11 protein-coding genes are annotated in these 12,787 nt (G+C 38.3%); 1 reads left to right on the top strand and 10 read right to left on the bottom strand.

Annotated elements, in window-relative coordinates; translation table 11 throughout:
• Positions 1-240: 240 nt before the first annotated feature.
• The 3 genes from OPF91_RS18425 to prkA form a co-directional block, all read right to left on the bottom strand.
• Positions 241-1,641: a SpoVR family protein gene (locus tag OPF91_RS18425; protein WP_309297449.1), complete on the bottom strand. Its 1,401-nt coding sequence runs from the start codon at positions 1,639-1,641 to the stop codon at positions 241-243.
• A gap of 13 nt (positions 1,642-1,654) precedes the next feature.
• Positions 1,655-2,812, bottom strand: coding sequence for a sporulation protein YhbH (gene yhbH / locus OPF91_RS18420; RefSeq protein WP_264990397.1), 1,158 nt, complete (start codon positions 2,810-2,812; stop codon positions 1,655-1,657).
• Positions 2,813-2,951: 139 nt separating this feature from the next.
• Positions 2,952-4,847 (bottom strand): PrkA family serine protein kinase, encoded by a 1,896-nt coding sequence (prkA, locus tag OPF91_RS18415; protein WP_264990400.1) that lies wholly within the window; start codon positions 4,845-4,847, stop codon positions 2,952-2,954.
• Positions 4,848-4,999: 152 nt separating this feature from the next.
• Between prkA and OPF91_RS18410 the strand changes: the two genes are divergently transcribed.
• Complete coding sequence (locus tag OPF91_RS18410; protein WP_264990399.1) at positions 5,000-5,947, top strand: M23 family metallopeptidase; 948 nt, start codon at positions 5,000-5,002, stop codon at positions 5,945-5,947.
• A gap of 16 nt (positions 5,948-5,963) precedes the next feature.
• On the opposite strand, the gene OPF91_RS18405 is transcribed toward OPF91_RS18410, so the two are convergent.
• The 7 genes from OPF91_RS18405 to OPF91_RS18375 all read right to left on the bottom strand — a co-directional run bounded on the left by OPF91_RS18405 (position 5,964) and on the right by OPF91_RS18375 (position 12,702).
• The gene (locus OPF91_RS18405; RefSeq protein WP_264990396.1) at positions 5,964-6,620 is read right to left on the bottom strand and encodes a hypothetical protein; all 657 of its coding nucleotides are present in this window, start codon (positions 6,618-6,620) and stop codon (positions 5,964-5,966) included.
• A gap of 361 nt (positions 6,621-6,981) precedes the next feature.
• A complete protein-coding gene (locus OPF91_RS18400; RefSeq protein ID WP_264990395.1) occupies positions 6,982-7,176 on the bottom strand; it encodes a hypothetical protein in 195 nt (64 codons plus the stop codon).
• Positions 7,177-7,308: 132 nt separating this feature from the next.
• On the bottom strand, positions 7,309-7,791 hold the full coding sequence (locus tag OPF91_RS18395; protein ID WP_264990394.1) for a YehS family protein: 483 nt from the start codon (positions 7,789-7,791) through the stop codon (positions 7,309-7,311).
• Between the two features lie 163 nt (positions 7,792-7,954).
• Entirely contained in the window at positions 7,955-9,451 is a 1,497-nt protein-coding gene (gene glpK / locus OPF91_RS18390; protein ID WP_264990393.1) for a glycerol kinase GlpK, read from the bottom strand.
• Positions 9,452-9,473: 22 nt separating this feature from the next.
• Complete coding sequence (locus OPF91_RS18385) at positions 9,474-10,277, bottom strand: MIP/aquaporin family protein (protein WP_264990392.1); 804 nt, start codon at positions 10,275-10,277, stop codon at positions 9,474-9,476.
• A 161-nt stretch (positions 10,278-10,438) separates the two neighbouring features.
• Entirely contained in the window at positions 10,439-10,996 is a 558-nt protein-coding gene (locus OPF91_RS18380) for a glycerol-3-phosphate responsive antiterminator (protein ID WP_264990391.1), read from the bottom strand.
• A 62-nt stretch (positions 10,997-11,058) separates the two neighbouring features.
• Positions 11,059-12,702: a glycerol-3-phosphate dehydrogenase/oxidase gene (locus OPF91_RS18375; protein WP_264990390.1), complete on the bottom strand. Its 1,644-nt coding sequence runs from the start codon at positions 12,700-12,702 to the stop codon at positions 11,059-11,061.
• Positions 12,703-12,787: the final 85 nt, after the last annotated feature.

Raw genomic sequence — 12,787 nt, 5'->3', positions numbered from 1 at the left:
ACAACTGTAATGTCCTTATTTTTTTCATTGCCAAACAATTGCTTAAACGCATAATCAATCTTCAAATCCATCAGCTTCGTCAACGGCATTTTCAAAAGTGCTCGTTTATTCATTGTTTGTCCCCTTTGTTTTTATCCATTATACCATAGCCTAAACATAAAAAACTTGAAGGAAAATTCCTTCAAGCCCTCATCTCGATAGGCAATCCATAGCCTATAAACCCTGATTATTAATACCTCTTTATATATTCCTCTTATAATTCTTTGTCCCATCATATGAATACACAACAGGCTTGCTCTCTACAATTGTTTCAATATGCACAGTACGTCCCCATAGCTGATAGATATATGGTAGCACATTTTCTAAATAATGTGGGTCCAGCTCCATGCCCTCATAACCATGCACTAAATACAACTCACCATTACGTAAATAATCACCATTTTTTACTACGATATATGGAAACCCACCATTAACACGCATAGAAACAAGCTGATCTCGTACCGCTTCATAATCCTTATCTGTTATGCGATATTCATTACCCTTTTTCTGAAATAAATATAAATCCTCTTGCTTCGCTAAGTCCTTTGTTAAATAATTGCGAATAAAGGAAATGTCTGATTCAATTTCTCGCACCTCAAACATTTTTTCACGCCCTGAATTTGGCTTCACACCAAGCTCCAGCATCTCCTTTGTTGGCTTATTATAGCGTGCCTCAATATCTTCGAAAATTTTTATCCCTAAATAGTAGGGATTAATCGTTGTTTTGGAAGGTTGCACAACACCTGCATTTAGCTTGGCATATTCAACCGTTTCAGTTGTCGTCAAATTCAATTCACGCATAATTCGTTGATGCCAATAGGAAGCCCAGCCCTCATTCATAATTTTCGTTTCAAGCTGTGGCCAAAAATAAAGCATTTCTTCTCGCATCATCGTTAAAATATCACGCTGCCACTCCTCCAATTCTCGGCTATGCTCCTCTAAAAAAAGCAGTAAATCCTTCTCAGGCTGTGGCGGAAATGACTTTACTTTGCGACGTACAGATGTATATTCCTGTGTAGCAGTATCCAAGTTCCATAAATCATCATAGGGTGATTTAGCCGTTGTTATTTCTTCGACCTCGTCTTCCATATTCCATGCCAATTTAGGTCGCATTAAGGATGGATCGATATGCTCTTGAATCGCTAACACCGCATCCAAAAACTGCTCCACTTCTTCTTTTCCATAATCTCGTTCATAGCTAGCAATACGCTCAGCCGTGGCAGTCATGCTTTCTACCATATCTCTCCTTGTATTGGAAAAACGTACATTGTTTTTGAAGAAGTCACAATGTGCTAAAACATGCGCAATAATGAGTTTATTTTGTGTCAATGTATTCGTATCAAGTAAAAAAGCATAGCAAGGATTGGAATTAATAACTAGCTCATAAATTTGGCTTAAACCTAAGTCATATTGAAGCTTCATTTTATGGAATTGTTTGCCAAAGCTCCAATGCGAAAAACGTGTCGGCATACCATATGCACCGAATGTATAAATAATATCAGCTGGGCAAATTTCATAGCGCATCGGGAAAAAATCTAAGCCAAAGCCTGATGCAATTTCTGTAATTTCATCAATGGCACGTTGCAGCTCTTTTGTATCTATGAGGCCTCCTCCTTTACGGCTCATTCTTTTTGAAGAAACTTTTTAATGCATCATAGACATCGCCTTTTTTACGCAAAATATGATGGCGAAATTTCGGATCATCAATCTTTTTGTAAGTATACATTAATGTAGAAAAACGATTATGCTGATTAACCTCTCCATAGCCAAACATACTGGAAACTTCCATTAACTCCCCGACCAGCTTCAAGCATTTTTCATTGTCCATCGAAATATTTTCGCCATCGGAAAAGTGCACAGGATAAATATTGTAGCGTGTTGGTGAATACTTTCCTTGAATAAGCTCCAATGCCTTGATATAAGCTGATGAACAAATCGTGCCACCACTTTCACCCTTTGTAAAAAAGGCTTCCTCTGTCACGACCTTTGCTTCTGTATGATGCGCAATAAATTCAATTTCGACCGTTTCATATTTAGAGCGTAAAAACTTTGTCATCCAAAAGAAAAAGCTCCTTGCACAATATTTTTCAAAAGCGCCCATAGAACCACTCGTATCCATCATAGCAAGCACAACGGCCTTGGATTCGGGCTTCACCACCTCATCCCATGTTTTAAAACGTAAATCTTCATGATGAATCGGTGTAATTTGTGGTGTTCCTGTCATAGCATTGCGCTTTAAAGCATTAAGAATAGTACGTTTCTTATCAACATTGCCCATCAAACCTTTTTTCCGAATATCATTAAACTCAATTTTCTCTGTTTGAATCGCTGCCTGCTCTTTTTGTTGAAGATTAGGTAACTCCAATTCCTGAAACAAAACATTTTGAATTTCTTCGAGACTTATTTCTGCTTCATAGTAATCCTGCCCTGGTTTATCTCCAGCCTCTTTTCCTGTGCCCTGTTGTGCTTGCCCCCTACTCGGCTCTCGTGCAATAACATCCCCTACATTGCTATCTCCTTGTCCCTGCCCTACATGCTTGGAATTATCATAGTTATAACGTATTTTATATTCATCGAGTGAACGAATAGGGATTTTAATAACATCACGCCCATTTGACATCACAATACTTTCTTCGCTAATTAAATCAGGTAAATTATTTTTAATGGCATCTTGCACTTTTTCCATATGACGTTGCTGATCTTGGTGTCCTTTACGATGAAGCGACCAATTTTCCTGTGAAATGACAAAACGTTTATGTTGATCTTCACTCATTTCTATTTACACCACCTGTAACAGCACTTTTTTTATACTATGCGGTAGCTCATCATTCTTGAACTTCTTTATAAAATTTTGTCCTCTATGACAAAAAGGCAACTCATACGGCAAATATGAGTGCCTTTCTACATAGTCATTAACGATTTAACAAGCTACCTACATATTGTAATAACTCGTTTGCAGATGTTGTATTATAACCATGCTCATCCACAAGCCTTGCTACAACCTCATTAATCTTCTTCAATTGTGATTCATCTGGCATTTTGGAGGACGTTGTAATTTTCACAACATCTTTCAAGTCAGCAAATAGTTTCTTTTGAATCGCTTCACGCAGTCGTTCATGTGAATTGTAATCAAAGCGTTTGCCTTTTCGTGCATAGGCCGAAATACGAATTAAAATTTCTTCACGGAATGCTTTTTTTGCATTTTCTGAAATGCCAATTTGTTCTTCGATTGAACGCATTAATTTTTCATCTGGATTCATTTCCTCGCCCGTTAATGGATCGAGCAATTTATTTTTATTGCAAAATGCTTCTACATTATCAAGGTAATTGTTCATTAGCGTTTTTGCTGATTCTTCATAGGAATACACAAATGCTTTTTGCACTTCATTTTTCGCAATTTCATCATATTCTCTACGGGCTACCGCAATATAATTCATATATTTCTCACGGTCCTCCTGTGAAATGGAGGCATGCTGGTCTAAACCATCCTTTAATGCACGCAGTACATCTAATGCATTGATAGATGGGATTTCTTTACGAATAATGGCAGAAGAAATACGGTTAATAATATAGCGTGGGTCAATACCATTCATGCCCTCATTTGGGAACTCCTTTTTCAGCTCCTCTAAATCAACGGAATTAAAGCCCTCCACACTTTCTCCGTCATATAAGCGCATTTTTTTCACTAAATCCACGCCTTGCTTTTTCGGAATTTCCAGTCTTGTCAGCACTGAAAAAATAGCCGCTGCTTTCAAAGCGTGTGGCGCAATATGCACGTGGGACATATCACTTTCCTTAATCATCTTCTCGTAGATCAGTTCCTCTTGGCTGACTTTTAAATTATAAGGAATAGGCATGACAATAATCCGTGAGTGCAATGCTTCATTCTTTTTATTAGCAATAAATGATCGGTACTCTGTTTCATTCGTATGAGCAACAATTAATTCATCTGCACTAATTAAGGCAAAGCGACCAGCTTTGAAATTACCTTCTTGTGTTAATGATAATAAATTCCACAAAAACTTTTCATCTAATTTCAGCATTTCTTGAAACTCCATCATACCTCGATTAGCTTTGTTCAATTCACCATCAAAACGATAGGCTCTTGGATCAGATTCAGAGCCATATTCACCAATTGTGGAGAAATCAATACTACCCGTTAAATCAGCAATGTCCTGCGATTTCGGGTCAGAAGGTGTAAATGTTCCAATCCCAACACGTTTATCCTCTGAAAAGGTAATACGTTCAATCATGACATGTTCAATGCGCCCATCATAGTCCTTTTCAAGACGCATCGTATTTAAAGGCGACAAACTTCCTTCAATACGAATACCATATTCCTCATAAAAATCTTGACGTAAATGATGTGGAATTAAATGTAGCGGATCTTCGTGCATTGGGCAGCCTTTAATAGCATAAACTGCACCTTCGTCTGTACGAGAGTATTGCTCTAAGCCTCGTTTAAGTAGTGTAACAATAGTTGATTTTCCACCACTTACTGGGCCCATCAATAACAAAATACGTTTGCGTACATCTAATCTTCTTGCCGCTGGATGGAAATATTCCTCTACCAATCGTTCAATGGCTGTTTCAAGTCCAAAAATTTCTTGTCCAAAAAACTGATACATCTTTTGCTCATCTCGTTCTAGAATACCTGCACTTTTAATCATATTGTAAACACGTGAATGCGCTGTTTGTGCAACTTCAGGCCTTTCTTTAATAATGCTTAAATAATCCGCAAATGTACCTTCCCATTTCAGGCGATTTTCTTCTTCACGATAATTTTTCACTTTATCTAAAATATTAATTAGCCTTCCCTCCATTCAGGGCTTGATTTAGTACATATTATGTTTGAAGGGAAAGGATGATACCTATTTCTTTACGCATGAAGTTCGATAATTCGGTTATGCTAATGGCATATTTGAAAGGAGGCTCAACATTGTATCGCTCTTTCTTATTAATCGTAGGGCTGCTCCTTATCCCTATAAATGGACTTGCCAGCAGTGAGGAGGACATTGTTGAACAGCGAATGTCTTATTACACACAATTTGAGGAAGAATTAATTCCTTGGCATTTCTTAGCAGCCATTGACCAATATGAACGCAATTTACAAACCGTACGCAAAGATATTCCGAAGCGTGAAGGCTTTTTAGCTATTCAATTTTCTGATGAATATTGGTCAGGCGCATTGAATCCTGAAAAAAACGATACCATTCCCGAAACCATTTGTTATTTCGATGGAATGGGTATGGATGGTAATGGAGATGGTATTGCCAGTCGACAAGATGATACAGATGTGATTGTGTCAATGGCACATTATTTAAGTAAATTTGGCACAACTGATGAGGATTTCAAACTCGCTTTATGGGAATATTACGGCAGTGAAGAAGCTGTCAATCAAATTTTTGCTATCGCCAATTTGTACCAGCATTTTAAAACAACTTTGCTTGATGCACATACATTCCCTATCCCAACTCGCTATGATTACAGCTATAAAGGCACATGGGGCGCAAGTCGTGGTTGGGGTGGTCGCCGTATTCACGAAGGAACCGATATTTTTGCAGGCTATGGGACACCTGTTGTCTCTACCTCCTATGGTGTTGTAGAGGTAAAAGGCTGGAATCAATTTGGTGGCTGGCGTATTGGTATTCGAGATAATCATAATTCGTATCATTATTATGCCCATCTTGGTAGCTATCATAAGGATATTACAGTAGGTGATATCGTGGAGCCAGGAACAGTACTTGGCTATGTTGGAAGCTCTGGGTACGGCAAGGAAGGCACATCAGGCAAATTCCCTCCACACCTTCATTACGGTATTTATAAATTCAATGGCCGTTCACAATGGGCATTTGATCCATATCCATCATTATTACAATGGGAACGACAAGCTAAAAAAGCGACCTAGGCTATCAGGTCGCTTTTTATGAACGTATTGGCACTCGTTCTAGCTCATGGCGTTTAATAATAATACTTATTTTTTGAAACCATTCTTCACATAATGCCTCTTGCTCCTGATAAGCATCGTCTGCTCGTGCGATAGCTTTATCATTGTCAATAAATACATATTCTAAAATAGGTGTTGTTAAATTATCTACCACAATTTGCAAAGCTAGTTTATTGACAGCTTCACTTTCCTCTTCATCCTCTACTATGGCAAGTAAACTATCGCTAATGAGCTGATGACATGTATGGGCAATAACCATATCGTCTTCTACAATTGCCACTTCATAAATTTTATGAAAGGAAATATTTTTCATGGCGATATCTTCTGTCAAACTTTCTCTAGTTGCGAAAATCATTGTACTGGATGGTTCATTCAATAATAAAGCACTTAAAGCATCCTCTGCTAGTAGACATTGTGTATGTGGTATGGCTTTGAATTCATCTTCACTGACTGACTGTTGCGCTCTCCGTACCTGTGTCGCTCTATAGTATTTCTTTATATAGCGAATACTGCCAAACAGGATTAAGACAAAGCCAATCCAGCCATATAGTGTACTCAGTATAGCCGTCTCAACAGCTGCTGCTAATAAAAGATAAATGATACCTAGCACTATCAGAAAAAAGTTTGCATTCATCTCACACCTTCAAAAATAGCTTTTTCTGAAATATATTCAAAAAGTGCTCTGTTCATTCTAATCAATTACGCTTCAGCGTAATTGCGTCTGGATTTTTTCGAGTTCGCTCATATAAAGGAAGTTAGCCTAAAAGCATCACATCCTGTGACAACGGCTTGTTAACGCTGTCGCTTCATTTTCGCACAGAAAACATTTGTTGCTGTCGCTACGTTTCACTCACGCTTTCGCACAGAAAATATTTGCTGCTGTTGCTCACGTTACACTATGCTTTCGCACAGAAAACATTTGTTTAACCAAGATAAAAAACAACCACAGCGTCCCATGACAAACGCTGTGGTTGTTACCCCTTAATGTTTCATATTTAACTATTTTGTGTAAGTAGTAAAACAGATGGTATAAATGATAGTGCAAACATACCTACATACCATACTGAGGCACGACGTAAAGAAAAACGTACTTTTCTTTTTTCTGCATAAAAAATATCCACAATCACTGCAACAATTAGTGGCGTTGTTACACAGGCAATCGCAACTAATACAATGTCAAAATAGTTCATAAAAAACACCCCTATGTAAGAAACATTTCTTTCCCTTTTGTGACAACTTTATGTCTAATTAAAGAATACACATTTTCGTCACAATTGTCAACAAGAAAAATGAAGCGCTTTCATTTTTAAATATCGAGAGTACTACCCTCGATATTTATCTGTTAAGCCCCGTAAAAAGTAACGAACAAAGCTATCTTTACATTCTTTATAATTACGATGGCTTGGATTGCGTAAAATCGCACCTAGCTCGCCCTTCGATACAGTAATACCGCCCTCATACATCATCTCTAGCATATCTTCAGTCGTCAGAGCTAATGCAATTTTGACCTTTTTCAATAAAACATTGTTGCGGCTTTCTTTCCCTGTAGCAGGTGGTGGTCCCTCTTCTCCTGGCTTCTGTCCACGCTTAAAAATAATAAAGCCATTTAAGAAGGCTTCCAGCATTTTATTATTGACTTTGATAAATTCTTCAGGTGCATCTTCTTGCTCCTCTACTTTTATGAGCATATTTAATACATCTTCTTTGGTAAAATCCATGCCACCAAGCTTAAAAATTTCCACCATATCTATATTTTTAATATCAAGCGCATATCGCAGTCGAATTAATAAATCATTATTCGTCATTTTGTAAAATCCTCTCTTTTTGCAAACTTCTTTTTATTATAACATTTGCCTTTGGGCAGTTCTATCGGTCACTTTTAACATTCTATCCGTCACATTTGCCATTCTATCCATCCCAGCAAAAAAAGCGAATCTCCCACACAGGAGATTCGCTCAAACTAAAGACTTATTTAAACACTTGCGCTGCTGCAACAGCCTTTTTCCAACCTGCATAAATACTGTCACGATGCTCGTCATCCATATCAGGTGTAAACTGATGATCTAAATTCCAATACTTGCTGATATCCTCTGTTGAATTCCAATAACCAACTGCTAAACCTGCTAGGTAAGCCGCACCTAAAGCCGTTGTTTCATTGATAACTGGGCGATCAACAGGCACATTCAACAAATCAGCTTGGAATTGCATTAAGAAATTGTTGGCTACTGCACCACCATCTACACGTAATTTTGCTAACGGAATATTTGCATCCGCTTCCATCGCAGCCAATACGTCCTTCGTTTGATACGCTAATGACTCTAATGTTGCACGTACAAAATGCTCTTTTGATGTGCCACGTGTTAAACCAAACACTGCCCCACGCACATCTGAATCCCAATAAGGTGTGCCTAAACCAACGAATGCTGGTACTACATAAACACCCTCTGTTGATTCTACACGTGCTGCATATTGCTCTGACTCACTCGCATTGCGGAACATACGTAAGCCATCACGTAGCCATTGAATTGCTGAACCAGCTACGAAAATACTGCCCTCCAGCGCATATGTTACCTTGCCATCTAAGCCCCAAGCTAATGTCGTTAATAAACCATTGTTCGATTTTACGGCTTTATCGCCTGTGTTCATTAACATAAAGCATCCTGTACCATATGTGTTCTTCACCATTCCTTCTTCAAAACAAGCCTGACCGAATAATGCCGCTTGTTGGTCGCCAGCAGCACCTGCAATTGGAACAGCAGAGCCAAAGAACAATGATTCCTCTGTGTGGCCATACACTTCAGAAGAAGGACGTACTTCTGGTAGCATTGAAGCAGGAACTGTTAAAATTTCTAATAGCTCCTCATCCCATTTTAAATCGTAAATATTGTACATCAATGTACGAGAAGCATTCGAGTAATCTGTGACATGTACTTTACCGCCAGATAGCTTCCAAATTAACCATGTATCAATCGTACCAAATAATAAATCGCCCGCTTCAGCCTTTTCACGCGCACCTTCTACATGATCTAAAATCCATTTCACTTTCGTTCCAGAGAAGTAAGCATCGATTAATAATCCTGTTTTATCACGGAATAAATCATTGTAACCGTTTTCCTTTAATTGCTCACAAATATCATTCGTTTGACGTGATTGCCATACAATTGCATGATACACAGGTTTACCCGTATTTTTATCCCAAACTACTGTTGTTTCACGTTGGTTAGTAATCCCTACACCTGCAATTTGGCTTGATTGTATGCCTTTTTCTGTTAAAACAGTTGCAATACAAGATAAAATCGATGACCAAATTTCTTCTGCACTATGCTCTACCCAGCCTGCTTGTGGGAAATATTGTTGGAATTCTTGCTGTGCTGTGTGTACGATTTTCCCATTTTCATCAAATAAAATAGCACGTGAACTTGTTGTTCCTTGATCTAACGATAAAATATATTTTTTCTCTGACATAGTATATACCCCCAATAATGATTTAGTCTTCAATACGAACGTTTTTAACTGTTACTTGTGCCCCTATAAAAATAATAGCGACAATCACTGCAAAAATCCAAAATGCGATACTGTTTTTTCCTTCAAATACTTGTTGGAAAAATAAAGCACCAAACGTCCCACCGATAATTGGTCCTACAACTGGCACCCATGCGTATGACCAACCTGAACTGCCTTTGCCTGGAATCGGTAAGAAGAAATGGGCAATACGTGGACCTAAATCACGAGCTGGGTTAATCGCATAGCCTGTTGGACCACCTAAAGCCATACCAATGACAACAATTAACATCCCCACTAAAAATGGATTTAAACCATCTGTAATTGTGTTTGTACCTAAAGCTAAAATACCTAACACTAAAATAAATGTCCCTACTGTTTCTGAGAGTAGATTTGATAATGGATGCTTAATAGCAGGCATTGTAGAAAATGGTGCTAATTTTGTATCTGCATCTGTTGTTGCTTTCCAATGTGGTAAATACATGAAATAAACAAGTGTTGCTCCTAAAAATGCACCAATCATTTGTGCTGCAATATAGGCTGGTACATCTTCCCACGGAAAATTCCCAATCGTTGCAAGTGCAATCGTTAATGCTGGATTTAAGTGAGCACCACTGATGCCACCAACCGCATACGCTGCCATTGCTACTGCAAGACCCCAAGCAAATGTAATAACAATCCATCCGCCACCAAAGCCTTTCGATTTGTTCAGCACCGTGCCTGCAACGACACCGCCACCGAATAAAATAAGAATCATTGTGCCGACTAACTCGGCTGTAAACGTAGACATATTGAAGTCCCCCTTTGTGATAGTGCACATGGAAAACAAAAAGGAACCCACACTTAATCAAACTACATAGATACATGTAGATGAATAAATGTGGGTTCCTTTTCCTAACCACGCGCTTATGAACTTGTATTCATTGTAGAGAAAAAAACATACATAGTCAACTATTTTTTGAAATTTTCCCACAATTTTTTATTAGATGTTGTGATGGCAATGGCTCCGCAAGTTAAAGCTTCTTCTATATTATCTATAGTACGTACTAAACCACCTGTAATCACAGGAATATTTGTACGTTCATGTACTTCCTGAATCATAGAAGGAATAATCCCTGGTAGTAGCTCAATATAATCTGGCTGTGCTGCCTCAATCATTGAATAACTTTTTTCAAGTGCAATCGTATCGATTAAAAATACACGCTGAATAGCCATAATACCACGTGCTTTCGCTTTAATTAACATATTAGAGCGTGTAGAAATAATACCAGCAGGACGAATATCATTACATAAAAAATCTGCTGCAAAATTATCTGTTTTTAAACCATGAATCAAATCTGCATGGATAATTAACTTTTTACCTCGTCGTTCTGCTTCACGCTTTAAAGATATTAGTAAACTAATATGCACTTCTAATAAAACAATATAAGTAAACGGACTTTCTAATATTTCATCAAACTGCTTAACCGTACGGGCGGCAGGAATGATTTGCTGGTTATCAAAATGCATACCATTCTCCTTCCTTCAATAAGGTAAAAGGTCGCCCCCCATGAATAAGGCGACCTTTTTTATTATAACGCAGTCGTAGCGCGTGTAATTTCTTTTTCTACATCTTTTTCATATTGAGCACGTTGCTCCGCTGACCAGCTAAGCTGTTTTGCCATTTCATCTAAAATAGCATCTTTATATTGCTTCACAGCAGCCATATTAAAGAACATATAAGCTGTACGGCGAATCATGAAATCATTTGGATGCACAACCATTTCATGCTCAATGCCATACATTAATTGAGCATAGAGCCAAGCTGGTAAAACAGGATGTGCTTCTTTTACATAGTCAAATACAATATCCACATTGCTACCATAATGTTGTGTTAAAAATTTCGCTTCTTCCTCAGATAAGCCCAATTTTTTTCCAACCCTTGTACGATCATATAAGAAAGCATGGAGTTTTTTAGAGCCACCAATATCCCCGCCAGAAATCGGAATATGTTTTGTCGTACATGGAGAAGATTGAATACCAAATTGTTGCTCTAAATCTTTTGCTATTGTATTTAATACGGTTTCAGCCATTTTACGATAGCCTGTTAGCTTTCCACCTGCAATCGTCACAAGACCTGATGGTGATACCCAAACCTCATCTTTACGAGAAATTTCAGATGGATTTTTTCCATCCTCATGGATTAACGGACGAACACCTGCCCAGCTTGACTCAATATCTGCATCCGTCACCTTAACATTTGGGAACATATAATGAATCGCCTTCATAATGTAATCTCGGTCCTCCTGGTGAATATCCATATTACGAGGATCTCCCTCATAAAACGTATCCGTTGTACCAACATATGTTTTACCATGACGAGGAATCGCAAATACCATACGGCCATCTGGTGTATCAAAATAAACCGCTTGATGTAACGGGAATTTCGCCTCATCAAACACGATATGTACACCTTTAGATAAAATGAGATGCTTTCCTGATTGCTTCCCTTCAATTGTACGAACATCATCAACCCATGGACCAGCTGCATTGACAACTGCCTTTGCACGGATATTGAATGGGCTGTTGGCAATTAAATCATTCGCTACGATACCATTGATTTGGCGACGTTCATTGTAAAGGAAGTTTTCTGCTTTGACATAATTAATTAATGTAGCACCTTTCGCAATCGCTGCTTTTGCCACTTCAATTGTTAGACGTGCATCATCTGTACGATATTCTACATAAACGCCACCGCCTAGTAGGCCTGTTGTTTTCACTAGTGGCTCTTTTTCAATCGTTTTCCTCGCATTTAACATATAGCGACGCTCTGAACGTTTCACACCTGCTAAAAAATCGTAGACACGTAAACCAACATTTGTGGAATATCTCCCGAATGTCCCACCTTTATGGAAAGGCAATAGCATCCAAACAGGTGTTGTCACATGTGGACCATTTTCATAAACAATCGCACGCTCTTTCCCTAACTCAGCTACCTCCTTCACTTCAAATTGCTTTAAGTAACGTAGTCCCCCATGCACTAATTTTGTGGAACGGCTAGACGTACCCGCTGCAAAATCCTGCATTTCTACTAATGCCACAGAAAGTCCACGAGCAATGGCATCCAACGCAATACCACATCCCGTAATACCACCGCCAATAACTAATAAATCGTATTCTTTACCTTGTAGTTCCTCGATTGTTTGTTGTCTTTGCAATGCTGAAGCTGTACTCATTATCCATTTCCTCCTTAATTTTAAGGTAAAAAAAGACCATCAAAAGCATATGTACGACTATGTACATATGTTTTTGATGGTCTCT

Source organism: Lysinibacillus piscis, assembly GCF_026012395.1.
GTDB lineage: Bacteria > Bacillota > Bacilli > Bacillales_A > Planococcaceae > Lysinibacillus > Lysinibacillus piscis.
This window is presented reverse-complemented; position numbering and strand designations above follow the sequence as displayed.